Origin of the sequence: Lactobacillus sp. B4015, from assembly GCF_026536055.1 — a bacterium.
Taxonomy (GTDB): Bacteria; Bacillota; Bacilli; order Lactobacillales; family Lactobacillaceae; genus Lactobacillus; species Lactobacillus panisapium.
Genome location: NZ_JAFNOY010000009.1, coordinates 32,091 through 56,225, shown reverse-complemented (window position 1 = coordinate 56,225; position 24,135 = coordinate 32,091). Strand labels below are relative to the sequence as shown.

Genomic DNA, 24,135 nt, shown 5'->3' with positions numbered 1-24,135 from the left:
ATCATGAAATTTATTTATACTTTGCGCTATATGCTTGATCCTCGTACCAATACAGCAGAAAAAGACCAGCAATTATTAGACTTTGTAAAAAAGGGACAGATTGATGATGTTGCTTTTTTCATTAATGGTGAAGAGCTCAATCATAGCCATTTGACTAAAAGAGAAACTCAGGTTTGGCTTAATGCAATTAAGCCGCTGCAGGCAAAATTAGCTGCAATTGGTGTTACTACCAGCTTAAATCCTTGGACAACAATCATGCATTCAGATCGCGGCTATCATGTTAATCCGCAAATTGGCTTTAACACGTTTGTTGATCTTAATGGCCAAAAGGCTAACGATATGGCCTGTCCGGCTGATCCAACATGGCGAAAATACCTAACAGAGATATACGCGCAATATGCAAGTATTCATCCTAAACGATTATGGTTAGAAGATGATTTTCGTCATTATAATCACACACCACTTGGGTTAATGTGCTTTTGTGACTACCACATGCACCTTTATGAGAAAAAGCTTGGCCGAAAAGAAACTAGAAGTGAATTCGTTAAAAAAATGCTGCAGCCAGGTCCACCGACCTTGGAACGGAAAATCTATCTTGATCAAGCACGAACTGAAATGATCGAAACAGAACACTTACTCGAACAAGCTGTTCACCAAGTAAGCCCAGAAACAGACTTAGCGCAGATGACATCTTATCCTGATTGGCATGCATTAGAAGGACGTGATTGGAATAACCTGTTTTTGGCACAAGCCGGAAAGGACCATCCCCAAATTGCCCGTCCCCACTTACCAGCCTATAATGAAATTGCGCCAAATCAGTATGGGCGTTTTTTCGAAGAGTACACGAGAATTACAGCTGCTTTTTTAGGAGAAAAAGCTGAACTTTATCCTGAACTTGAAAATTACATGTATTCACCCATGGTAAAATCAACGACTTTTAGTCAGTTTCAAATAATTACGGCTGCTTTAATCGGTAGCCAGGGAATTTTACTAAACCTATTTGATATGATGGGTAATGGGATTAACCAAAGCTGGCATTACGCAGAAATGCTGGCTGAAACCAAGCCTTTTGTTAACCAATTATTGCAAAACAGACTACCAATTGAACACTTGCGTGGTATTAAGGTCCTGGTCGACCAGGATTCTTGCTATAACTTACAAACTAAGCGTGGCTTGGATGTAACGGAATTATTACCGCATGAAAAAAATTGGGCCAGTTTACTAGGTGCCATGGGATTTGCTACAACAATTTTGCCAGTCAGTGCTGACACTAAACTACAAAAGCAAATTATCGCTATTGCCGGCCAGCTACTTAGAAATTTTAATAATCAGCAAATTACGCAACTTCTGCAGGACAATGTTGTCTTGTTGGATGGTGAAAGCATTCAAGTATTGCTGGACCGCGGCTTAGAAAACTTACTTCATATTCAAAAAGCAGTTTGGCATAAGTGCCGTACTGGCTACCAGTCCTTTGAGCAAGCAGATGGAAAGAAAGTTGATGGTGTCATTAATCCCCGCATTACGATGCTGCAACATACCGGTAATTACCTACAACTTACCTACGATCCAGAAAGTAACGTTAATATTTGGTCCTCTGCCTATAATTCAGTTGATGAGCGCTTAGGCAATTTTATGGCCGTAATCGATAATCATTTACTTGTTTTGCCAGTTGACCAAGATCCACGTCACGGCTGGGAAGCACAATTTTCTACTTATAAGCAAGGGTTACTGCAACAAATGCTTACTAGCATCACATCCATTGATTACCTAGAACAGATGCCTAATGTAAAATTATTGCTGCAAGCTGATGGTAAAATTGCCTGGCTAGCTAATTTTTCGTCTGATTCATACCGGGAAATTAACTGGCACACTGGTAAAAAGCTACTTCATAATCAGGCCACTTTAATTAGAAAAAATGGTTCGACAGTAACGCGCAAGCAAATCAATCTTCGGCAAACGGGAAGTTCCGTAACTATTAACGAAGAACTTAAACCGTTTGAGTTAATTCAACTTATCTTTTCAAAATAAAAAATAGGATTAGCCCCTAGGCTAATCCTATTTTATTTGGTTAATCATACATAATAAAAAGCCTAACTCTGATAATTCATCGAATTAGGCTTTTTTACTTTGGTAATTTTATTTATTCATTTTAGCCAACATTTCGGTAACATCGACCATCCCTGCTTTCCCGGCAGTGATATAGTCAGATTCTACCCCGTTCATTTGACTATTTAGCCATTCAATTACAAGTGGAAGATTCATTCCTGAAATCAAATGAATTTTTTGTCCACCCATAATCATTCTACTAACAACATTTGCAGGAGTTCCACCCATCAAATCAGCGAAAACAGTAATATCAGCAATATCCATTCCTGCTATTTCATTCTCAAATTTCTGCTTGAAATCCTCTGGTCCTTCGGATGGGAGTAAACAAACTGTATGTACATGTTCTTGTTCGCCCATTATTAATTCGGCACTGGCTTTTACGCCTTCTGCCATTTTTCCGTGACTAATTAGTATTAATTCTTTTTCAGCCATATAAGTTCTTTCTCTTACTATCGTTTCATGACATTACTGCGTTAAAGCGGCTTGCTAGACTTTAGCAATAATTCCAGCACCGCCTAAGATAATGCACAGAACTAAAACAATTAAAATTGCCTTAGTCGAAGTCATACCTTTCTTACCTAATAACCAGTAGACAAAGCCAACCACTGCAGCTGGGAGCAGTTTTGGAATAATCATATCAAGATTATTTTGAATATTCATTGAAACCTTACCGATTTGTGGTGTCCAAGCAAATTTAATGTTAACCATAGTTGCTACTAATGCACCAACCATGAAGACACCCATAACCGTAGCTGAATCAGTTAATGCGTTTAACCGATCCCGCATATCAGTTACCAATGAAACACCTTTATCATAGGCAAAATGTAATTGTTTCCAACGGAAAACACAGATTAACAAGCAGGCTGCAACCCATATAATAACACCAATTGGGTTTCCTTCATGAGCCATCGAAGCGGCCAAAGCACCAAAAATAGTTGGAATTAGTGAAGCAAAGATTGAGTCACCAATAGCGGCAAATGAACCCATCAACCCAACTTTCATACTCTCAACAGTATCTTTACCGGCAATTCCCTCATTTTCCTCAACCGCAAGGTCGATACCAGTAATAATAGTATTGAAGAAGTTTGAAGTGTTGAAGAATTGCATATGAGTCTTCATCATTTCTCTTAATTCTGGGGTATCGTCACCATAGATTTTTCTTAATTGCGGCAAAATCGTGTACAGATAACCACTGTTCTGCATTCGTTCATAGTTCCAGCCTAACTGGTAACCGAATAATGATCTCCGGTTAATCTGATTAAAGTCCGCATCAGTTAATTTATATTTAGGTTTAGAGTTCGTCATCAGTGATCTCTCCTTCATCATTATTAACACTTGAACTTACTTCTTCATTGCCTGCACTTTCAGCGCTCTTTGCTGGTGCAGGTCTGCTAATCGAGATGTTCTTGTAATGTAAGATTGCAAAAGCTAAGCCCAACATTGCAATTGCTAACATTGGTAACCCATTGAAGATGGAAGTAAAGCCTTTATTAACAGCAGCAAGACCAGTACCTAAAGTCTGCAGACCAGTAAATAGGACTGAGAATAAGGTAGTAATAGTAAAACCAAGAATTAAGTAAGCCACATGTTTCTTAACTGGTAAGTAGCGAAGCAAAATCGCAAAACCGACTGCTGGAAGCGTAGCACCTGCAACAGTTAAACCTTGACCTAGCCATAAGAACTCGCCATTTAAAGCATTGGCAATGCTTTGAACTAATCCTTGACCAAAGGCTAAGGCAATAAAAACGGGAATCGCACGAGATAATGACCACGGAATTGCACCATAAAGGACATTTCTTTCAACGGCTTTATAGTTAATCTTATCTTGATCAATTAAGTGATCGATTCTGTGAGAGAAGTAAGTATTAGCAAATCTTGCTAATACGTCCAGCTCTACCATGATTGCTGCTACAGGAACAGCAATTGAAGAAATAGCTGTTTGGGGAGTCATGCCCTTAACAGTTGTTGAAAAGGCAGTTGCTAGGACCGTACCAGTAGTTGCATCAATTCTTGAAGCACCACCAAAGGTACCAACACCTAAAACCATTAACTGCATTGAAGCACCGATAAATAATCCAGTAGGTAAATCACCCATAATCAGACCAGCAATTAAGCCGGCACCAACAGGAGTATTTAAAGATGAATAGATTTGCAATTCGTCAAGAATTTCTAAGCCTGCATACAAAGTAAGCAGTAATATTTGCCACCAAGCTATCATTTTTTTCCTCCTACTTTATCTTCTCGTCAATCAGTTTCATAACATTGGTTGCATCAACACTTGGATTCACCTGTGCGATTATCTCAACACCCTGATTGGCAATTTGGTTAAAAATCTTAACATCATCTGGCGTGACATTTACCTGCTTAGTCAGTTCTGTCGTATTTTCTTTGCGTGACATATTCCCTAGATTGAGCGAGTTAAATTTAACACCAGCATTAAGCAGTTGTAAAAAGTTTTCTGGCTCTTTTGAAACTAAAAATAGTCTCTGCTTGCCATAACGATTTTTTAATAAATGATCAGCAGCAATTTTTGTTGGTAGAACACTTAGTCTCGTCGTCATTGGCGTTGCCATTCTAAGACCACTTTTCTGGATATCATCCTTAGCCGCTTTTTCATCTAAAACAATAATTCGTTCCACTTGCAGCTTCGGTGTCCAAAGATTAGCAACTTGACCATGAACCAAGCGTTCATCAACTCTTGCACCCACAATATTCATATATCTTCCTCCATATCTTCAAGGAAATCAAAACATTTTTAAAACGCTTTCACAATTACATGGTAAGGTACCAACCAATTTTTGTCAACCTGTACTTTTAAATTAATAATAATAACTTTATTGTTATGTTATACAAGCTTTTATTATATAAACAAAGTAATGGCGCTAAAACTTATGAATAGTGACGCCTTTAACGACCCGGTTAACGGTTCCGGTAGGCGATGGTGTATCTGGTTTGTTATTTACTTTAATTGAAGTTAATAATGCAATGGTCTGACCAAACATGACATCTGGTAAAGCTAAATATGCATCTGGCAAGAGTTTCTTTTCCGCAAAAGTAAATGTTTGACCAGCAAAGTCTTGACCATCTTTTTCTTGGCCAACTGCCATTACCAGTGGCACGATTTGATCATCCCTAATTTCATTGAGAATATCTAAATCATATTGTCTGGTGTACGAATTATTGGAAACAAAATCGAAAACAATCGTCTTTTTATCCAAAAACGACTTAGGACCGTGACGTAAACCCATCGATGTGTCAAATAATGCAGCAACTTCGCCAGCAGTTAATTCTAAAATCTTTAACCGGGTTTCTTCAGCAAGTCCACCTAAACAGCCACTACCGATATAGGTAATTCTGTTAAAATCTGTCTTGACAAGCTTTGCAATCTCGTCTTCTCTAGCAATCACGCTCTTGCCCATTACAGCAATTTGCTTAATAATCTGTTCTTTTTCTTTATCACCAAGGGTATCAAAGACTAATAATGCTGCTAAAGTCATACATGAAAATGATCCCGTCATGGCAAAGCCTTGGTCAAGTGATCTTTCCGGCATTAATAAAACTAGCCCCGTTTGATCGCCTTGTAAGTCTTGAGCTAAATGACCTTCAGGAGCACAAGTAATGGCAATTTGGTATAAATTTTTTACCAGCTTTTTGGCTAATTCAACTGTCGCAACCGACTCTGGCGAATTACCACTACGGGCAAAGGAAACTAAAATGGTAGGCGTTTCCGGCTCAAGGTAATCTTCTGGAGTAGACACGATTTTAGTAGTATCAATTGCCGTAAAATCATATTTGCTGCGATCACCATGTTTTTGTAAATAAGGCATAATTGTGTTACCAACGTACGCACTGGTTCCTGCACCTGTAAAAATTACCCGTACCTTACCACATTCAGCGTTAACTTTGGCAAGAAAATCCTTAATTTTGGCTTTATTACATTGGTAAATTGACCAAGTTTGTTGCCATAATTCAGGCTGTTGCTGAATTTCACGGGTAGTAATCTTGGCACCCATCTTTTCAAGTTCTGCATCTGTCTTTGTAAACATTTTTTCTCCTTATTTTGCTAAATCGTTATATTGTCTTGACCGATATATAAACTTATCTCCACGCGCTAAAGAAATAGTGAACTCAATCGGAATATTTTTATCATTAATTGTTTTTCGGTAAATTTTTAAACTAGGCGATCCAACTTTTTCAGCTAGGTATTTACTCTCTAACTCATTTAAACTGACGGCTTGGACATCTTCAAATGCTATCACGGACAACTGATTATATTTTTCTTTTAGCACTCCATAAAGCATTTTATTTTTCAAATCTACTATTTTCAATTTAGGAAATAGTTTTTCTGGTAAATAAGTCGTACTAAGCATTCGTGGATGGCCATTGGCAAGACGCAAGCGAATTAGCTTATATGCCTGTTCTTTTTCAGCCAGATTAAGCTGCTCAGCTATTTTTTTTGACGGAGTCACTAATTCTAAGCTTCGATTCTGCGTAGTTGCTTTTTGACCTTCTCGTGTAACTTCTTCAGAAAAAGAGTAAATTCCACCAATATTCGGTCGATCTAAATAAATGCTCGAGACAAATGTTCCTTTACCATGAAGTCGGTAAATTAGTCCTCGCTCTTCTAAGTTTTGCAGTGCTAATCGAATAGTATTGCGACTGACACGATATTTAACCAATAATTGCCGTTCACTTGGTAGCTTCTCATTGGGTCTCATCTTTTTGATTAACTTTTCTAAGTCGAGAATAACCCGCTGATAAAGTGGCTTTTGCATTAACATCTCCTCCTTTTTAACTGGTTGATACCACTTCGAGTGTAGCAAAGAAAGCGGTTAAATACAATTTGTTTTTAAAAATAAAACTATTTTCCTTAAAAGTTCTAATTTATTACTCTTACTAAGTTTGGACAGATTAGCCAACTAAATAAACACACAATCAATTATGGGTGCGATTAAATTTCTTGCTCTTTTCTCTATCAATCTTTATTTAAGTAAAATTTTTTGCTTTTACAAACTTATTTAGACCAATTACAAAATAAACTTTATTTCTAATTAAGACTTTTCCACCATAAATTAAAATTTTCTCTTTCTTACTTAATATTTTTTTACTTATTTTATTTCCCTGCCTATTATAAATATACGCATTATGTTTTAATTTCTTAAATGTGCCATCAATATTGCTAGCAACAATATACTTGTTTGGACTTAACCTATAAAATTTGCGTCGATGCACTAAAACCTTTCCGTAAGTTAGAACTTTAGTTCCAGCTTTTACATAACTTGATAAGATTTTTTGTCCTTTTTTATCATATAAATATGCATTATGCATAACTCTTTTTAGCTTACTTTGCCACTTCTTAGACTTGCTATTAGTATTATTTTCTCTGTTCTCTGAATATTTTACATTCGAAGTATCTTTAGTTATTTCGTTAACAGCTGAGTTATTTTCTTGGATTTTACCAAAAATATCCTGGTACGTTGCGGCTTTAACTTTTTCAACTTGATTAGATGAATTATAAATTCCGTTGCTAATTAAACTTACTTTCCCTAGTTTTGTACTCTGATTATCTAAACTCCAAACAGCTATCGAAATTAAATTATGTCCCTGTTCATTTAGCAAGCCAGCTGGTAGATAAAAGTCTTTTTGCGGTCCTGCATTATTTATATATTGGCCATATAGCCAACCATTAATATAAATATATGCCCGATATTTAGCCCCATTTGTACCAAAAGTATCATCAGAAATTTCAAGTGAAATTGGTACATCGTAATTTTCTGGCATGTTTAAGTCAAAAGACGTATTATACCAACCTACACCAGCAGATTTTCTGCTATCAGGCAAAGTAACTTTTTCCCATTTTGAATCATCAAAACCAGGTAAATACCAACCATGTCTTTCTCCGTATAGCCCACCAAGGTTGTATGAACCTCGTGATGAATCAAGAACTTGTTCTCCACCTATATTGCCCTGCAATTTCCAAGTAATTTCAGTATCTGTACCATCTTTTCTTTGCAAATTTGCACTTATAAGACCCCGGGCAGTTTTATGTGAGTCTTTATTATTCCCATCTTCATCATGCCCCATATTAGCAACTAAGACAGAAACAACATTATCTTGGTTTTTTCTTAACCAGGCAGGATCTATGCCAAAATCCTGTTCTTTGCTTTCTTCCTTTTCCAAGTCACAACTTCCCAAGAAATGTCCATTCAACCATGCTGAATACGCACCATAGTTACCAGTAATACCGTTTAGTTTTAAATTACTTTCATGACCATTAGATGTAAAATGACCGCGATACCAGACATTACCATGATGGAACCCGTAATCATCAGCAAATAAAACTTTTTTACCAGTAAACTTAGTTATACTGTTGGAAGATTCCTTATCAGCAACTTGCCAGGTAGAATCATCAAAATTGAGGTTGGATTCTGGATTTGCATCATGATACTGCCAATCTTTTAATTCTGGTAATTTGATTTTTGCTTTATCTACGCCTGGAATATTTGTATTAAACCAGCCGGCATCTTCTTTCATCGTTAGCTTTTGACTATTCCATCGAATTTCATTAATGTCTGCTGGACAATATACTGCGAGATTCGTGTTTGAATTCGTATCACCACTTAAACTTAACGTTTTCCCTTGAACTTCGGCTTTGCGAAGTAAATACGGACCATTCACTAGAATTGTTCCAACAGAAGTCTTTTGCTGCCATAAATTGTTCATTTGCTCATATGAGCCCATGATTAATCTTAAGGAACCACCTTTTGACTTTATTTGAACATTAGCTAAACCATCATACTGATTAGTTAAAGTTAAAGTTTTTTTGGCTTCATCCCACTTTTTATTTACTTTACCAGTTTCAACACTTACTTCTGGCTCTGTGTCATATTTCAAAACCGTTTGATTAGGATCATTCTTATCTGAATAAACAACCAAGGTATCTTCATTATCATTTGAAAACTGCGTAAAAATCTCATTGGTAGAATATACAAGATGCTGCTTGCCAAAATTATAATTCGCAGTAATTACTTTTGAAGTTTGACCATTTATCCGAACAGAAACTTTAGTATTAACCTCATCGGTTTTGATTGGTAAGCTATACGTATCATCACCTGTTGAATTAGTTTTATTATGTCGAACGAAATAGAACTTGGTTTTATTATCTGGATTTTCCCTTTCAATAATGTAAAAAACATTATTAGTTGAAACTTGCTCTGATATTCTATCTGTTTTTGCTATCGGCTTGACACTTTGCAACATTAAACCAATCTTTTTTTGTTGGGCTGTTTTATCGTCAAGCTGTCTTTGTTCATTGATTGCAGCACCATAATCATAAGAAGTATAACCTCCGGGGAAAGGCAAATATCCCCAAGAAGTACCGCCATATGTCATGTATGAACTTATTATTGTACCTCCTTCTCCTATAATGTGCTTATTAATAATGTTTTCAGAAGAAGTACCGCGTTGATTTCGCCAGTAATCATAACCCCTGCCAGCCCAAGGATCGAACCAGCCATTACCGAGTTCTGCTAAAAATATTGGTGACTTCGCTCCCCAACCTTTTGTATGAGGATCTTCAAACGTATTTGGTAATGCTCCGATGTTACCAATACCGGGATATCTGTCAAAAGCATACATATCTGGTGCACCCTTGCCATTTGCCCAGGTCCCTTGCGGACCACTTTTATCATTATGGAAAGTCGGAACATCGATTCCGTCTGCTTTTACTTTACTTTTTAGATCTTCCATGTACTGAGAATCACGGTGCCATCCAGTATATTCATTTTCAATCTGATACAGAATTACACTACCACCATTGGTAATTTGATGTTTGGCAATAATTGGATCAATATGATCTAACCATTCTTTATAACTTTTAGTATAATCCGCATCTGATGAACGTGCGCGGCCTTTTTGAGTTAAAAGCCAATCTGGAAAACCACCAGCATCTGTTTCCGCATTAATATAAGGTCCTGGTCTAGCAATTACATATATGCCAACTTCCTCGGCAATTGTTAAAAGTTTGTCTACATCTCTAACTCCAGAAAAGTCATAGACCCCTTCTTTAGGTGAATGGTAACCCCAATTAAAATAAATTGTGACAGCGTTGAAGCCTTCAGCCTTCATCTTTTGCATAACATCACGCCATAATGAAGGACTAGGTAAACGCCAATATTCAAATTCGCCAGAATAGATTGGGGTTCTGACACCATCTATCATTAAAGAATAACGATCAAAGGTGACTTTAGCTTTTTGACCTATTGGAGGCAATTCAGATTCTGCAGCCAACAAATTTCGTGTTGGTATTAAGTTAAAAAGGCAGAGAATAAACAGTATTGCTAAAAAGTTTGAAATCTTATAATGCTTTTTCATTATTTATTTTCTCCTATTTAAAATAACTAGTTATCTTAAATTAAACTAATTATGCCATTAGATTTTTTGAATCTAATGGCATAATTTAATACTCTTTTATTTCTTCAATTTTTTACCTTGCCAATTATAATATTTTTGGCTAAGGCGATTTCGGGGATTATCATAAACAACGATTCGGTATAATGCATAAATTGTGCCAACCATGGCCACTATTGTAGTTAACCAGTTTTTGCAGATCAGCTGTAAAAAATTTATTGCAATAACGAATATTGCCCATAATAAAATGCCGTTTCTTCGTGCCTGTTCTTTTGCTGACACCTTTACTTTTTTCAATTTAATCACCTTGAGCAAAAATAACTATTTTTAACCTAAGCTTTTTTAGCTGCTGCAGCATATTCTGCATTTCTCTTCTTCATTTGCTTAGCGTACCAGATGAATAAGAGCAGATAAACGGCTAAAGCAATTAAGGCATAAACGATGAACATTCCCTGTTGTTTCCAAGCATTACCGACAAGATAAGCTAAGAATTTTTCTACTGGGCCTTCCATCGTGGTATCTGAAACTAGAGTATGAGCCGGAATAGCTGCACCAACAGAGTGCGCCATATTAGTGACAAATGGACCAACCATTGTTCCTGCCCAAAGGAAAATTGGTAATTCAATTGTTCCGATAATAATCATCCGAATAATTTTTCCTCTAGTAACTACTAGCAAAGCTGGGGTAACACCCATTGCAATGATACCGCCAAGTGGCATTAACCGATTACCAGGTAAGACCATTGCTTCAAGCATCATAATTGGAGCTAAGACGTTAGCTGCTGCCCAAATCTCTGAACGTCCTGCTAAAAATGGCCAGTCGAGACCAATATTAAAGGTCCGACCAGAAAACTTCTTGGTAGCAAAATCGGCAATTCCTTGTGATAAGGGCTCAACTGACGCAATAAACCAAGAACCAATAACTGAGAACAGTTCAATACAAGAGCCGCCAATAAATGATAGTGTGAACATATCTTTCCAACCCTGTTCGGTAGCAAAATTGTTGCCGGCAAGCAAAGAAACAAAGATACCTAAGTAGACACCGATTGCAAATCGACTACCCCAAAAGCCGATTTTTTCATTTAACTTAGTTGAGTCAAAGTCAAATTTATCAAGCCAAGGTAGGCATTTATCAAAAAACTTATCAAAGAGCATAATGATCGGGTTCATCATGTAGTTCATGTGCGTAGTCGTCATTGGGTTGCCTTCAGGCGCATCCAAGAGGTCGTTAAACGTTGGCTTCATTAAATCTGAATTGATGATTTTCATCGTACCAATAAATAAAACCAAAATAGTTGATAGCCAAAGCGGCGCACCGACATAGACACAAAACAAACCAACAAAGGCTAGGTGCCAGACATCAAAAATATCAACATCTAAAGTGTTAGTTTTATTCAAGAGTAATAAAACAACATTTAAAATAATTAAAACTAATAGATAAAACAGTGTATAAGGTGAGCCCCAAGTAATTGTAGCTAACGGTGCCCAGCCCATATCCTGCATATCCATATGAATTCCCGTATGCTTGACGAATTGCAACATTGGCTTTTGAAAAGCCGTCGTCAGCATATTCATAATATTGCCAATTGCTGTAATCGCAATCGCTAATTTTAGACCACCTTCGAGCGCTTTAGTAAACTTTACCCGAAATAGCACTGCAATCAGTGTTAAAACGATTAGCATGATTGTTGCCGCCCCCATGTCAATTAGGGGTTTAAAAAGAGAATTAGCGAAATTAATTATCCCATTCATTTTTTTCTCCTTTCAAAAAAAGAGTTACTTAGCGTTAACGTCCTTTACAACTTTTTCGACTTCATCATAGACTGGCTTAGCCATCGCAGGGATTCGGTACAAGATTGCACCAGCTTCAATAAGCGGTACTTTTGGCTTAAATGAAAGATCGGTTTTGGCAATTGTCAAATAGCCATCATAATTGGAAAGCAAGTCTTCGTTGACATCTTTCACCATATAAGCATCAACTTTAACGTTGTAGCCTCTTTTTTTCATTTCTTCTTCGACCGCATCCTTGATTTGATGGGACGAATTAACTCCTGCACCACATGCAGCAATAAATTTAACTTCTCTACTCATCAGAAAAACCCTCCTATTATTTAAAATGCTCACTTAGAAACCGGTAAATCTTATCGGGTTCAGTCAGCTTAAATAACTCTTGTAAATTGGCAACAGGTGTTAATCGCAGAAAGTCCATAATTTTCGCCAAAATGTTTGCTTGTCCAGCTGGATCATTATTTAAAATTAAAAATAAAAATTTCACGAGCAATTCCTGATCAGGATCAATCATATTTTTGAATGGTACTGCAGTCATTAGGGAAACTGGAACAATCAAACGAGTATTGACAAATTCACCTTCAGTATGTGGAACTGCAATATTAGGTAAATTTTTATTAACAGGCGAAAGATCAATTCCAGTTGGATACTTTTCTTCTCGCTTAATGATTTCAGGTAAAAATTGCTTTTTAACCAGTTTTTCTGCACTAAGCTGGTTGGCAACTTCATGAAAAATATCGGTCACACTAGTTGAATTACTGACAAAAACAGCATTCGGTAAAAACAAGCTATTCTCACTCACAGCATTAACTCCTTTTGCATTCATGGCAAGCTTTCCTTTTTGTTTATTTATGTTTGAATTTGTTCACTTGCCTATTGCTATTATAGGTAAATATAATTGGAAATGCAAACGCTTTTTTAGAAAAAATAATTATGCTGGGAGTATTAAAAAAGTCATGACAATTGCCGTCATGACTTTTAGTGTGCGATTAATATTTTCTTTTATTATTAACAATTATTTCCACTTAATCGTGGTAAACACCCTCAGCCCACTTTTTATTTTCTTCATCAAAAAAGTGAACATTATCTTTTTGGTCTGGATTTGGTTTAGCAATAGCCGCGATTTTACTAATCAATTGCTTATTTTCTTTGCTTGGCTCATAAGCAGTAGTAAGAAATGAATCGACAATATCAAAAATAAAGTCGCGTCCTAACACTATTCCGCCAAAGCCAAGAATATTAGCATTTAATTCGCGCCGAGCGTACTGCGCTTGTGTAACATCACCAACCATCGCAGCCCTGATGCCTTCATTTTTATCAGCAGCTGTTGAAATACCAATTCCTGTTCCGCAAAGAACAATACCAAAATCAGCCCGGCCAGAAGAAACATCCTCGGCCACCCTTTTGCCGTAAATTGGATAATGCGTCCTTGTATTATCATGGGTTCCTTCATCAATTACCTGGTAGCCTTCCGCCTTTAAGTGATCAGAGATTGCCATTTTAACTGTAGTAACAATATGGTCGTTCCCTAGAGCGATTACTTTTTGCTTATCAATTTTAGGATCAACATATTCTGGTTGAGGTCGATCATTATCTAACATTTGCCTATCCCTCCTAAATCATTTTTTCTAGCATATCGAGCCGAACTTGGTGACGACCACCAGCATAGTCTGTATCAAGGTAATGTTGAACAATTGAGTAAGCTAATTGCTCACCAACTATCCCGCTACCAAGTGCAATTGCCTTTGCTCCATTGTGCATTGCCGTCATATGAGCGGTACGCTCCTCGTTAACATTTGCGGTAACCATGCCCTTAACTTTATTAGAAGCCATGGCAGAACCGACCCCATACTCGTCAAACATAATTGCCTTTTTAATACCATTATCAAGTACTTCATGCGTAACTTTTAAGCTCGAATCAACAAAGTCCTCTGTAGGCTTTCCCGTCACATCCAAAACTTCATAGTCATGACTTTCAAGATACTTTTTAACCTTTTCTTTTAAAACAAAGCCGCCTTTATCGCTGCCAATGACCACCTTCATCGCTAAGTCTCCTTTCCCTAACAACTACTTATAAATAGTTGTAAATTGACTGTAATGTTTTTCCAACTCAGGCTCAATTCCATGGTTAGTAATCAGACCGTCGACCTTGCGCAAATCATAAAATTCATGAAAATCACTGTGGTCAAGCTTAGTATAATCAGCTACCACAAATTTTATTTGTGAACGATCCAGCCCGACTTCTTCGGTTTGGCCCTCTTCTAAGTTAGCTGTTGTCAAAGAAGCATCCTTAATGCCATTAACTCCTACAAAGCCAACAGAAAATGACATCGTCTCCAGTTCACTATTAGCCAAAGCCCCCAGAAAGGCACCACTAATTCGGCGATAAGAACCGCCAACCATAATTAAGTCATAGTCATTTAGATTATTTTTGGCTGCTTCAAAAACAGGTAGTGAATTGGTAACAATTCGCAAATGCTTGATCTTTAAATTAGCAACCATCAATTCCAAAGTTGTCCCTGGTCCTACATAAATAGAATCATTTTCATGAATTAAATTACAGGCACGCTTTGCAACTTCAATTTTTTCCTTAATATGGATTTCGCGCTTTTGCTGGTAGCTCTTCTCAATTCTACTTTGGTCTGTTAACTGCTGAGCTCCGCCATGAACTCGCAAAATCTTATTTGCCTTATGCAATTCATTGAGGTCACGTCTAATTGTCATGTCAGAAACTCTTAGCGCTTGTGCTAGTTCGTCAACTGTAACAAATTTTTGTGTGTTAACTATTTGTAAGATATTTTTTAGTCTTTCACTTTTTAGCATTGATTACCTACTTTTTAAACTAGATTATGCAACTAACTTAGTTCACCTTTAGTATAAATGTTCTTTTTTGTTTGTCAATGTTTGAATATGTTTGATAAGTGAATTAAGAGTAATTAGCTGCAAGTTATTTCTTCTTCCTAAATCTATTCTAGATCATGTTGTTCAAAAATTTATTAAATCAGTTTCTTCTTTACAAATAAACAGCAAAATTAAGGTTTAATCAACTATTTCTTTTTTAACCAAAATAAAGTCTACAGCAGACCATAAACTTCATTCCGATATTAGTTTTAACAATAGATATTGATAAAATCTTTCTTTAGGTTATTAAGCTTTTTTTCTGATTTAGTAGTTTATACTAGTAGTAATAAGTTGTAACGATATAAAAAGGAAAAACATGCCACGAAAATCACGCTTTAGCTTACGAACTAAATCTGTTTTACTAGTTTTTTTAACAACAGTTATTTTTGTTATTACTGCTGGCAGCATCGCTTCATACCACGTCAAACAGAATCAAAAGCAAATAATCAAAGAGGAAATCGCTGGGGTTGCTAGAATTGCTGCCCAGGATACAACCGTTAAGGAAACCCTAAAAAAGCATCCCCAGCCCACCAAAAATAATTCATTGCAAAAATATGCCAATCAAATTACACAAGCATCTCGGGTTGATTTCGTTGTAATTCTAGACCGGAATTTAATGCGCTACTCCCACCCTGATACTAGTCGGATCGGCAAAAGATTTAGTTCTCCGCAAGATGCTAAAAAGTCAAGCACTGGTAAAAGCCATTATTCACATCGCAAAGGTATTTTAGGAACGGGTTACCGCATCTTTGTTCCTGTTTTCAAGAACAAACAGCAAGTTGGCATTGTCTGCGTTGGCCTAACCGATAGCTCAATTAACCGGGCAATTTTATCTGCTCAAAAAGCGGTTATTCTTGGATCATTATTTGCTTTATGTGCTGGCATAGTTTTGGCACTTTTTTTAGCGCAAAGGATTAAAAAATCTCTTTTTAATATGGAACCAGATGAAATTGCTACCAAGCTGACGGAACTACACGCTATTATTGATAGTATTGATGAAATCTTAATTGCCGTTAATGAACAAAATATCGTAATTACAACCAATTATTTAGCTAAAAAAACATTTCCAGCAGTTAAAGTGGGTACTGTACTAGATTCCAATTTAGCTAAACTGATTTTTAATCATAATCATTCACAAAATAAGACCAATGTTCCGCTCTTAATTAACGCTAAAGAATACATTGTATCCACTAGTAGGCTTGTTTATCATGACAAAACTTACGGCCAAATTGCTCTACTGCAAGATCAATCCAAATACCAAAAACTGTCTGAACAATTAGCTGGAAGTGAGCAATACATTCAAGCACTCAGAGCGCAATCGCATGAATTTCGCAATAAATTACAGGCAATTTACGGTATGATTGAATTAAAGCAATATGATAATGTTACTAATTTTATTGGCAAAGTTAACGCCAATTACCAGCAAGAGTTTGGCCAGCTAAACCAGCAGATTGAATCACCAGCTTTAGTCGGGTTTTTAACCGGTAAAATTAATCAAGCTAAAGAGCAAAAAGTGACTTTGACACTTACTCCTGATTCCTATCTGCCACAAGCAATTGTTTCAGACCAATTAAATCTTGATCTGATCAAGATATTGGGCAATTTAATCGACAATGCCTTAGTTGCCATTGATACCAGTGGTACCATTAAACTCGAACTTAATTATGATTCCGAGAGTACAACCCTGATTATCGAAGTGACCGATAACGGTAGTGGTATTGCGCCTGCTGTCCGTGAACAACTTTTTAAGCAAAAATATTCGACTAAAGGTAAAGATCATGGCTACGGCTTAATGCTGGTTAAGCAGATTGTCGATAATCATCACGGCTATATTGACATTACACCTTGTGACCCACATGGTAGCAATTTCTATCTTGAATTACCGATTAACAGCGAGGAGTAAAAATGTTACAGATTCTCATTGTGGAAGATGACCCAATGGTCAGTTCAATTAATAAACAGTACCTAATGAAAATAATTCCGCCTGCAAAAATGAAGCTTTTTCAAGTAGATAGGGCTGACAAGGCATTAGCACTTGCGCAAAATTTACAGCTTGATTTGGTCTTACTCGATATTTATTTACCCAAAATTTCAGGTACTGAACTTCTTCATTTATTTATTGAGCACAATCTTCATCCGAATGTAATCATGTTATCAGCTGCTAAAGATAGTCAAAGCGTTAACCAGGCGTTAAACTATGGTGTACTCGATTACTTGGTAAAACCATTTTCTTTTGAGCGATTCCATAAGGCAATTGAGCATTTTCTAAAATATAATAAGGTATTAAACCAGGATCGACAATTATCGCAAAATGAACTCGATCAGGTTTTCATTACGCAAGATTTTGCTGGAGAAAAAGAAATGACTTCCTTACCCAAAGGACTATCAAATTTTTCTCTTAACAAAATAAAAGCGGTCATTGCAGAAACACCCGATTATTTTTCTAATCAGGAGATTGCCCGAAAGTCTAAACTCTCGCGGATTACTACGAAAAAGTATTTAGACTATTTAGTAAAAACTAATGAATTAACAATCAAAACACATTACCTAAAAGTAGGTCGACCAATTAAACTTTATAAAGCTAATAAATAAAAGCGAACTATCAGCTGATAGCTCGCTTTTTTGTGTATTAACTTAATCTAACTTAACATCATTATCGGTCTTGCCGGTCTCCAAAACTTGGTGGAAGTTTTCATAGCTGACTGCAATCATATCGGTTAAAGCTGGACTGGTGTAAGAACCAATATGTGGAGTTAGTAGAACCTTAGGATATAAATCAACTAACTGCTTAGTCAGTTCATTAGTGATATTGCCTTTAAAATCATGTCCCAGCACTTCAACTTCGCCTGGTAAAACATCACTAGCAAAACCAGCGATTTGATTTTGCGTGATTGCCTTAATAATAGCAGGATAATCAGCAAGTTGTGTTCTCGCCGTATTAACCAAAACAGCAGTTGGTTTCATTTTCTTTAAAAAGTCCGCATTGATTAAACGATCATTTTGACCTGGGAAATACGGCACGTGGATTGAAACAATATCTGATTTTGCCAGCAATTCATCCTGCTCAACAAATTCAACATATTGTTTAGCAAAGTCGCTTGGATAAGGATCATAGCCCAAAACCTTGGTTCCCATTCCGCTATACATCTGCGCTTCAGTCGCACCAATTCGACCTGTTCCGATAATTCCCACAGTACTTGAATGAACTTCCCCAGAAAAAGTGGCGGTCGAAACACTAAAGTTTCCTTGCCTTGTCATATCGGTTGCCAAAGCGGTATGTCTAAAGAGCATCATTCCTAGGGTCATTGCCAATTCGGCTACGGCGTATGGTGAATATGCTGGAACGCGAGCAACTTTCATTTCATATTTGGCTGCGGTCTTAAGATCAATATGGTTAAAACCAACTGTTCTAGTAAAGACGTATTTAATGCCCCACTCATTTAATTTGGCTAAGTTTTGTGCGTCTGCCTTACAATTTGAACGTAACAAAACAGCATCTGCGCCTTTAGCAGTTTCAATATTATCGTGAGTTAACAATTCAGATTCCAATTGCACATCATAATGATATTTATTTAATTTCTTGAAGTAATCTACTTCATTTTCACGTACGCCATAAGCAACAATTTTAAACATAAAAACCTCCTAATTAATGAAATAATCCGCTTTGACTAAGAACACCGAGAAAGGCGATCCAAAATGGCATTGCCACTACCGCTAAAATTGTCGATACAAAGGATGCATTGGATGATAAGACCGCTTCACGATCAAAGCTAATCGCATAAGACGAAGCAACGGCAGCGGTTGGCGTAGCCATCATAATAATGATTGTACCTAAGGCAACATAGCTAATCGGTAAGATGTTAGTCACATTTAAGATGACCAATATTACCAAGTTAAGCAGTGGTACCAAGACAACCTTATTAAAACTGTAGTACCAAGAAGTCTTGTTTTCCGCAGCTTTTTTAAATGAAGTCGAACCTAAGGTAGCACCGATTGATAGCCAAGCAAGTGGTGATGCTAGGTTAGCCAGATATTGCAGTGGTTTGTACAGCCAAATTGCAGTCTGATCAATTCGGTAAAAGGCAACCTTAATTATTGGTGCACCAGGATTAATTACGCCATTAACAGCTTGTCTTACAGCTACCTGTGGCATGTAATTTTGTACAAGCCACATAATCAGTCCCAAAAAAGTAGCAATTACGACCGGATTGACAAACATTTTTTTGATATTGCTTGCCTTCATTTTTAAGCCAGACATCTTAATATAGGCATAAGAATATAAAAAGATCCGGTAGCCAATATTAAAAATCGAGCTATACATTATGCCCTTGGTGCCAAAAACCGCACCAACAATTGGAATCCCAAAAAAGGTTGTCGAACCAAAAGTGGTTAAAATTGCTAGAACATCTCGTTTATCTTTAGGATACTTGGCGTAAGAAATTGGGGTTACCAAAATCAAAATAATATAAATTGCAATTCCCCAAATTAACACATTCATCCCTTGCGAAAAAGTTTCGCCATTAATCGGTTGCATAAATGAATTGAATGCCAAAGCCGGAAGCGCAACTGTTAAAACAATCTTAGATAAAAGCTTACCATACTTTTCTGTAAAGATATTACGCTTACGTAAATAAAAGCCCAATAAAATAATAAAAATTGTTGACGTTATTGAGCTAACTATCGCAGCATTGGAAAATGTCACTTGAATTGCTTTCGCAATATTCATCTTTCTCCTCCTACTTAATTACATATTTCACAATATATTTTAGTTTTAACCTAAATTTTTGATAATAATAGTAAATTAATGTAACCTTTTGTAACTTATGTAAGCGAAATCAAGTGAATATAAATGAGAGATTTTACCAGTAAAGTGACTTGCATTTGTCGGAAAATTCAAGCTAATAGAATATGTGAATAAAAAGACAAAGCCAAAGCATCCTATTTTAATCTTCATAAAATAGGATGCTTCTTAACATTATTTTTGTATGAGCTATTTAAAATTCATCAAAGCCGTCTTCTTCTTGCTCTGCTACATGGCTTACCTTCTTATGAACTTGCGATTGCTCAAAAAAGACATACATAATTGCTGCCATTACTACAGCAAAAATCGCTACACCTGTTGTGGTAATTCCACTGTAGGCTACTAGGAAAAAGCCTAAGAAAAAGAAAGCCGCAACTTTTTTATTCATCATCATTTGTGCTAACATTGCAAAACCTAATAATGGTAGTAATCCTGCCGCGACATTCATTCCATCCTGTACAAAAGAAGGAATAATATTAAGCACTCTGGCTACAGTTGATGAACCAAAGTAAAATGCCAAGGGAATAAAAACAATACCTGGCCAATCTTGGATATAACCTGCTATTAACATGTTTCTCGTTAACGCATGCGTATTTCCTTTTTCAGCAGCACTATCACATTTATGGATAAAAGCTAACATTAACGGTTGACCCGTTGCCAAACCTAATGCCTGCATAATAGCCGCGATTGGTATACCTAATGTTAATGCTGCTCCAGGTGCTGCATGAGTTTGAATTGCCAAAGATATGCCAATGATTGAACCAGAAACTAAATCTGGAGGATCATAAGCTCCGACTGAGACAGCACCAATCATTGCTAATTCCAAGGTTGCTCCCATAATAATTCCGTCTTGGATATCGCCCAAGACTAAACCAACAAGTGGTCCCAGAATAATTGGGCGTTGTAGATAGCTGGTGCCGAGTAACCATTCAGAATAGCCTAGAAGTCCAACTAAAAATATTAAAAATGTTTTTAAAATCATTATCCTCACACTTATCAAAAACTATCAAAGCCATCTAATTCATCGGTTTGAATAGTATCATCCAAGGTATCATAATTAACAATCCCACTTTTAGCAGCCTGAGTACTTTTAGCAAGATTGTCAGTTACATTATCATTATTTAAAGTTAAAAACTGAATTAAAAATGGTAAATTGATGCCTGCAACTAAGTGCAACCGATTATTTCCGGCCACAAATTCTTGCAAATCGTTATTAACACTGCCCCCAACGATATCGGTACCAAAAATAATATCTTCTTGATCATATTTAGCAATCAAATCTTTAACAACTTTATGAAAATCCTGGCATTCCGAAGTATAGGCACAAATGGCAAAGAAATTCTTCTGCTTTCCTAAAATAAATTCAGTCGACATTTTTAAGCCTTTTGCTAGATATCCATGAGTTGCTATTACAATTTTTGTCATTTTATCCTCCATAAACAAATTTCAGCTCTATTTCAATTATTACCTTGTAACTTGTCTTTAGAATTATTAGCTCACTTCCAATTGCTATCACGCTAGTCTTAAGCTAAGATTAAGTTAATTAATATTGACAAGGAAGAGCTATTAAAATGTTCAATATCATTAATAAAAGTGAACTAATTGCAAAAGATCTTGAGTTTTTGATTTCACAACAAGAATACGTTAAATCTATCCCCTCCGAAAGAAAATTAGCTGTTAAATACAATGTATCACGTAATACGATTAGAGAAGCTTTAGAAATATTACAAAATAAAGGTATCATTTCTTTAGCATCAAATAGTTATCATATAAACAGTCCTAAAGAAGACTATGATTGGCTTGAATTTTTTGGTAAAAAATCTAATCATCGCGTTAAAAACTATTTAATTAAGAATACTGTCACAGAGGCAAACAAGAAAATTGCTCAAAAGTTAAAAGTTCCTTTAGCAACTCCAATTCATTACCTAATTTATAAGCGTACTATTAATGAACAAGAATCTGCTAAGACTCTTTCACTAGATTATATTTATGCGCCAGAGAAATTAGTAGAACATTTACCGTTAAATAAATTATTAGAGCATTCATTTTGGGACTTATTGGTTAAATCTTATCGTGGTACACCTATAAAGGAATATCAAAATCTGTCAATTGAATCAGTTAATTTTGAAGAAGCGAGTCTTTTGGCTATTCCTGTCAGAGCAAAAATTTTGCAACGCACTTCGATTGTTAATCTTAATAACAATTTTATTTATTTTGTTTCAAAGAAAGTTCCAGAAAACGTTTTGTTAATGCAAGTAGATAAGGATAAAAATAATGAGTAATCTTTTTCATGCACCTTTATACATTCAAATTGAAGATTTGCTTGAAAAGAAAATTTTAAGTAAGGAATTCCTCCCCGGAGCAAAAATACCAAGTGAACGTGATCTTGCCCAACAATATGGCGTCAATCGAATGACTGTAAAAAAAGCAATCGATGCTCTCAGGAAAAAAGGTCTTTTGTTTCGCAAACAAGGTAGCGGTACATTTGTTACTGCTAAAAACATTGATAATAGCAACTTATACTTTAATCTGTCGTTTACTGATAAAAACTCAAACTCCGGTATTACTGAACTTTTAACTAAAAATGGAATTAACTTTACTAATGAAGTTGTTGGCACAGGAATTTTAGCTGGAAATTCATTTTTTAATCAGAAATTACAACTTGACGATAATGATTCTGTTTTTGCTCTTCATCGAATTAGAAAGATTAAAGACAAGCCTTTTACCGTTGAATATAATTATCTTCCGGCCAACTTATTTCCTAATGCCGAAAAAATCAATTTTAAAAACGTAAGTTTATATGACTACATGGACTCTGTTGGACATCGACCTATTTATTTTTCTCAATTTATTCAGGTTTTACCTGCTTTGAGTAAAGAAGCTCGCTTATTAAAAGTAAAAAAGGGTAATTTGCTGTACAGCATTATTTATCTTGGTTTTGACGCAGAAAGTAAAGCCGTTGAGTATACCGAAAGCTATCTGGACTCTGACGAGCTCAATCTTCAATTCACTCTCAATGGTATTTTAGGCGAAAAAGAAACTTATTAGTTTAGGCGAAGGAGTAGTATTGATTCTTGTCGATTTCTTGAGGACACTTTAATACTCAAATTGACGGTAATAACGACGGAAATTAAGGTCATGACCAGTGTATTGCTGATACCACGAAGCTAATCTGTCCGTTAAGAGTGAAGTAATAATCATTGGTGAACAAATTTGCCGAAAATCATCATCAATTCCTTCAAAAACATAATCTTTTGTATCAAATACTTCAAAGCTATTGGTATGCTTTGGTAAAAAGCGTTCAACTCTCTCATCTAGAGCTCTGTATTCGTCTTCTCCTTTAATTAAGTAAACTGGCAAAGTATCATCAACTAGTTCCAAGGCACCATGGAAAAAGTCGGCTGAAGTTACTGGCCTAGTTCTGACCCACTGCATTTCTTCTAAGATACACATTGAGAACATACAGGTTTCTCCCCACAACATCCCTGAGCCAACCGTCATTGTTAACGGTGCATTATAATATTTACGTGCTATGGATTTTGCTCTTTCTTCAAATTCCTCTCTAAATCTTAGTAAGTTTGGATACAAATTTTGCATTTGATCTGCCCAACGGTTATAATCCTGATAATAGCCCCAATCCTGGTAGAGTCTCAGTGTCAACATAAAGTACATTAAGTAAGCATTTTCGCATTCGCTAAGAGAGCCATTAATTGATTCTTCAAGAAGTAGTCCCAATGAAGACTCAGGATTTTTAGTGAAGCCATAGACTGAAATACCACGTTGATTGCAATATTTAACAGCATCTAAGATTTCCTTTGTATCCCCAGAATCTGAAGAAGTTAGCACTAGAGACTTATCGGTCAAATAATCAAGATCCTTCTTAACCAGTAGTTCTCCCGCATTTTCTAAATAAACGGGAAAATTCGATAAATGGCGTAAATATTCAGCTACTGGATACCATTCCATCCAAGTACCGCCGATACCTATTAACACAATGTTTTGATAATCATTTTTAGCTAATTTATCTGCCAGATTTTCAATATTCTTTCTTTGAGAATATACATCACGACCATTTTGTAAATACTTTTCAACATCGAAATTCTTTAATATTGTCATTTTTTACCTCTCTTA

At 36.1% G+C, this 24,135-nt stretch carries 24 protein-coding genes; 5 read left to right on the top strand and 19 right to left on the bottom strand.

What is annotated here, in order from left to right:
- The first annotated feature begins 3 nt into the window (after nt 1–3).
- On the top strand, nt 4–2,028 hold the full coding sequence (locus J3U71_RS09390; RefSeq protein WP_267393910.1) for a hypothetical protein: 2,025 nt from the start codon (nt 4–6) through the stop codon (nt 2,026–2,028).
- Between the two features lie 108 nt (nt 2,029–2,136).
- On the opposite strand, the gene J3U71_RS09385 is transcribed toward J3U71_RS09390, so the two are convergent.
- From J3U71_RS09385 to J3U71_RS09320, 14 genes are all read right to left on the bottom strand, one after another.
- Nucleotides 2,137–2,538 (bottom strand): PTS sugar transporter subunit IIA, encoded by a 402-nt coding sequence (locus J3U71_RS09385; RefSeq protein WP_103753096.1) that lies wholly within the window; start codon nt 2,536–2,538, stop codon nt 2,137–2,139.
- 54 nt (nt 2,539–2,592) lie between these two features.
- Nucleotides 2,593–3,411: a PTS system mannose/fructose/sorbose family transporter subunit IID gene (locus tag J3U71_RS09380; RefSeq protein WP_103753097.1), complete on the bottom strand. Its 819-nt coding sequence runs from the start codon at nt 3,409–3,411 to the stop codon at nt 2,593–2,595.
- Entirely contained in the window at nt 3,398–4,324 is a 927-nt protein-coding gene (locus tag J3U71_RS09375; protein ID WP_164715416.1) for a PTS mannose/fructose/sorbose/N-acetylgalactosamine transporter subunit IIC, read from the bottom strand. The genes J3U71_RS09380 and J3U71_RS09375 overlap by 14 nt, the downstream gene beginning before the upstream one ends.
- 10 nt (nt 4,325–4,334) lie before the next feature.
- Nucleotides 4,335–4,823 carry a PTS system mannose/fructose/N-acetylgalactosamine-transporter subunit IIB gene (locus J3U71_RS09370; protein ID WP_220235165.1) on the bottom strand — a complete coding sequence of 163 codons (489 nt, stop codon included), beginning with the start codon at nt 4,821–4,823 and terminating at the stop codon, nt 4,335–4,337.
- 165 nt (nt 4,824–4,988) lie between these two features.
- A complete protein-coding gene (locus J3U71_RS09365; protein WP_267393911.1) occupies nt 4,989–6,152 on the bottom strand; it encodes an SIS domain-containing protein in 1,164 nt (387 codons plus the stop codon).
- A 9-nt stretch (nt 6,153–6,161) separates the two neighbouring features.
- A complete protein-coding gene (locus J3U71_RS09360) occupies nt 6,162–6,881 on the bottom strand; it encodes a GntR family transcriptional regulator (protein ID WP_220235163.1) in 720 nt (239 codons plus the stop codon).
- A 211-nt stretch (nt 6,882–7,092) separates the two neighbouring features.
- Complete coding sequence (locus tag J3U71_RS09355) at nt 7,093–10,479, bottom strand: beta-galactosidase (RefSeq protein WP_267393912.1); 3,387 nt, start codon at nt 10,477–10,479, stop codon at nt 7,093–7,095.
- 96 nt (nt 10,480–10,575) lie between these two features.
- Nucleotides 10,576–10,821, bottom strand: a complete 246-nt coding sequence (locus J3U71_RS09350; RefSeq protein ID WP_220232788.1) for a hypothetical protein — start codon at nt 10,819–10,821, stop codon at nt 10,576–10,578.
- Between the two features lie 26 nt (nt 10,822–10,847).
- Complete coding sequence (locus J3U71_RS09345) at nt 10,848–12,266, bottom strand: PTS transporter subunit IIC (RefSeq protein ID WP_220269200.1); 1,419 nt, start codon at nt 12,264–12,266, stop codon at nt 10,848–10,850.
- A gap of 24 nt (nt 12,267–12,290) precedes the next feature.
- Nucleotides 12,291–12,605, bottom strand: coding sequence for a PTS fructose transporter subunit IIB (locus J3U71_RS09340; RefSeq protein ID WP_220220761.1), 315 nt, complete (start codon nt 12,603–12,605; stop codon nt 12,291–12,293).
- Between the two features lie 16 nt (nt 12,606–12,621).
- A complete protein-coding gene (locus J3U71_RS09335; RefSeq protein ID WP_267393913.1) occupies nt 12,622–13,128 on the bottom strand; it encodes a PTS sugar transporter subunit IIA in 507 nt (168 codons plus the stop codon).
- Nucleotides 13,129–13,327: 199 nt separating this feature from the next.
- Nucleotides 13,328–13,903 carry a galactose-6-phosphate isomerase subunit LacB gene (gene lacB / locus J3U71_RS09330; RefSeq protein ID WP_220269198.1) on the bottom strand — a complete coding sequence of 192 codons (576 nt, stop codon included), beginning with the start codon at nt 13,901–13,903 and terminating at the stop codon, nt 13,328–13,330.
- A 13-nt stretch (nt 13,904–13,916) separates the two neighbouring features.
- Nucleotides 13,917–14,345 carry a galactose-6-phosphate isomerase subunit LacA gene (gene lacA, locus J3U71_RS09325; RefSeq protein ID WP_267393914.1) on the bottom strand — a complete coding sequence of 143 codons (429 nt, stop codon included), beginning with the start codon at nt 14,343–14,345 and terminating at the stop codon, nt 13,917–13,919.
- A gap of 24 nt (nt 14,346–14,369) precedes the next feature.
- On the bottom strand, nt 14,370–15,125 hold the full coding sequence (locus tag J3U71_RS09320) for a DeoR/GlpR family DNA-binding transcription regulator (protein ID WP_220269196.1): 756 nt from the start codon (nt 15,123–15,125) through the stop codon (nt 14,370–14,372).
- A gap of 394 nt (nt 15,126–15,519) precedes the next feature.
- On the opposite strand from J3U71_RS09320, the gene J3U71_RS09315 reads away from it, so the two are divergent.
- Together J3U71_RS09315 and J3U71_RS09310 are read left to right on the top strand one after the other, a co-directional pair.
- Nucleotides 15,520–17,106 (top strand): ATP-binding protein, encoded by a 1,587-nt coding sequence (locus J3U71_RS09315; protein ID WP_267393915.1) that lies wholly within the window; start codon nt 15,520–15,522, stop codon nt 17,104–17,106.
- 2 nt (nt 17,107–17,108) lie between these two features.
- Nucleotides 17,109–17,795, top strand: coding sequence for a response regulator (locus tag J3U71_RS09310; protein ID WP_267393916.1), 687 nt, complete (start codon nt 17,109–17,111; stop codon nt 17,793–17,795).
- A gap of 42 nt (nt 17,796–17,837) precedes the next feature.
- On the opposite strand, the gene J3U71_RS09305 is transcribed toward J3U71_RS09310, so the two are convergent.
- The 4 genes from J3U71_RS09305 to J3U71_RS09290 all read right to left on the bottom strand — a co-directional run bounded on the left by J3U71_RS09305 (nt 17,838) and on the right by J3U71_RS09290 (nt 21,429).
- A complete protein-coding gene (locus J3U71_RS09305) occupies nt 17,838–18,836 on the bottom strand; it encodes an NAD(P)-dependent oxidoreductase (protein ID WP_267393917.1) in 999 nt (332 codons plus the stop codon).
- A gap of 13 nt (nt 18,837–18,849) precedes the next feature.
- Nucleotides 18,850–19,929, bottom strand: a complete 1,080-nt coding sequence (locus J3U71_RS09300) for an AEC family transporter (RefSeq protein ID WP_220220750.1) — start codon at nt 19,927–19,929, stop codon at nt 18,850–18,852.
- Nucleotides 19,930–20,197: 268 nt separating this feature from the next.
- Entirely contained in the window at nt 20,198–20,986 is a 789-nt protein-coding gene (locus J3U71_RS09295) for a PTS mannose/fructose/sorbose/N-acetylgalactosamine transporter subunit IIC (RefSeq protein WP_267393918.1), read from the bottom strand.
- 14 nt (nt 20,987–21,000) lie between these two features.
- Nucleotides 21,001–21,429, bottom strand: coding sequence for a PTS sugar transporter subunit IIA (locus J3U71_RS09290; protein ID WP_267393919.1), 429 nt, complete (start codon nt 21,427–21,429; stop codon nt 21,001–21,003).
- 146 nt (nt 21,430–21,575) lie between these two features.
- Between J3U71_RS09290 and J3U71_RS09285 the strand changes: the two genes are divergently transcribed.
- The gene (locus tag J3U71_RS09285; RefSeq protein WP_267393920.1) at nt 21,576–22,286 is read left to right on the top strand and encodes a GntR family transcriptional regulator; all 711 of its coding nucleotides are present in this window, start codon (nt 21,576–21,578) and stop codon (nt 22,284–22,286) included.
- A complete protein-coding gene (locus J3U71_RS09280) occupies nt 22,279–23,052 on the top strand; it encodes a GntR family transcriptional regulator (RefSeq protein ID WP_220269189.1) in 774 nt (257 codons plus the stop codon). The genes J3U71_RS09285 and J3U71_RS09280 overlap by 8 nt, the downstream gene beginning before the upstream one ends.
- Nucleotides 23,053–23,100: 48 nt before the next feature.
- Here J3U71_RS09280 and J3U71_RS09275 read toward each other — a convergent pair whose 3' ends face one another.
- Entirely contained in the window at nt 23,101–24,120 is a 1,020-nt protein-coding gene (locus J3U71_RS09275) for an SIS domain-containing protein (protein WP_220269188.1), read from the bottom strand.
- Between the last annotated feature and the right edge of the window lie 15 nt (nt 24,121–24,135).

Bases quoted from the DNA above. Each gene is read 5' to 3' on its own strand.
- J3U71_RS09305 (WP_267393917.1), bottom strand. From the start codon at position 18,836: ATGTTTAAAATTGTTGCTTATGGCGTACGTGAAAATGAAGTAGATTAC.
- J3U71_RS09390 (WP_267393910.1), top strand. From the start codon at position 4: ATGAAATTTATTTATACTTTGCGCTATATGCTTGATCCTCGTACCAAT.
- J3U71_RS09370 (WP_220235165.1), bottom strand. From the start codon at position 4,823: ATGAATATTGTGGGTGCAAGAGTTGATGAACGCTTGGTTCATGGTCAA.
- J3U71_RS09315 (WP_267393915.1), top strand. From the start codon at position 15,520: ATGCCACGAAAATCACGCTTTAGCTTACGAACTAAATCTGTTTTACTA.
- J3U71_RS09295 (WP_267393918.1), bottom strand. From the start codon at position 20,986: ATGATTTTAAAAACATTTTTAATATTTTTAGTTGGACTTCTAGGCTAT.
- lacA (WP_267393914.1), bottom strand. From the start codon at position 14,345: ATGAAGGTGGTCATTGGCAGCGATAAAGGCGGCTTTGTTTTAAAAGAA.
- J3U71_RS09385 (WP_103753096.1), bottom strand. From the start codon at position 2,538: ATGGCTGAAAAAGAATTAATACTAATTAGTCACGGAAAAATGGCAGAA.
- J3U71_RS09345 (WP_220269200.1), bottom strand. From the start codon at position 12,266: ATGAATGGGATAATTAATTTCGCTAATTCTCTTTTTAAACCCCTAATT.
- J3U71_RS09360 (WP_220235163.1), bottom strand. From the start codon at position 6,881: ATGCAAAAGCCACTTTATCAGCGGGTTATTCTCGACTTAGAAAAGTTA.
- J3U71_RS09300 (WP_220220750.1), bottom strand. From the start codon at position 19,929: ATGAATATTGCGAAAGCAATTCAAGTGACATTTTCCAATGCTGCGATA.
- J3U71_RS09355 (WP_267393912.1), bottom strand. From the start codon at position 10,479: ATGAAAAAGCATTATAAGATTTCAAACTTTTTAGCAATACTGTTTATT.
- J3U71_RS09335 (WP_267393913.1), bottom strand. From the start codon at position 13,128: ATGAATGCAAAAGGAGTTAATGCTGTGAGTGAGAATAGCTTGTTTTTA.
- J3U71_RS09280 (WP_220269189.1), top strand. From the start codon at position 22,279: ATGAGTAATCTTTTTCATGCACCTTTATACATTCAAATTGAAGATTTG.
- J3U71_RS09320 (WP_220269196.1), bottom strand. From the start codon at position 15,125: ATGCTAAAAAGTGAAAGACTAAAAAATATCTTACAAATAGTTAACACA.
- J3U71_RS09310 (WP_267393916.1), top strand. From the start codon at position 17,109: ATGTTACAGATTCTCATTGTGGAAGATGACCCAATGGTCAGTTCAATT.
- J3U71_RS09340 (WP_220220761.1), bottom strand. From the start codon at position 12,605: ATGAGTAGAGAAGTTAAATTTATTGCTGCATGTGGTGCAGGAGTTAAT.
- J3U71_RS09290 (WP_267393919.1), bottom strand. From the start codon at position 21,429: ATGACAAAAATTGTAATAGCAACTCATGGATATCTAGCAAAAGGCTTA.
- J3U71_RS09365 (WP_267393911.1), bottom strand. From the start codon at position 6,152: ATGTTTACAAAGACAGATGCAGAACTTGAAAAGATGGGTGCCAAGATT.
- J3U71_RS09275 (WP_220269188.1), bottom strand. From the start codon at position 24,120: ATGACAATATTAAAGAATTTCGATGTTGAAAAGTATTTACAAAATGGT.
- J3U71_RS09285 (WP_267393920.1), top strand. From the start codon at position 21,576: ATGTTCAATATCATTAATAAAAGTGAACTAATTGCAAAAGATCTTGAG.
- J3U71_RS09380 (WP_103753097.1), bottom strand. From the start codon at position 3,411: ATGACGAACTCTAAACCTAAATATAAATTAACTGATGCGGACTTTAAT.
- lacB (WP_220269198.1), bottom strand. From the start codon at position 13,903: ATGTTAGATAATGATCGACCTCAACCAGAATATGTTGATCCTAAAATT.
- J3U71_RS09375 (WP_164715416.1), bottom strand. From the start codon at position 4,324: ATGATAGCTTGGTGGCAAATATTACTGCTTACTTTGTATGCAGGCTTA.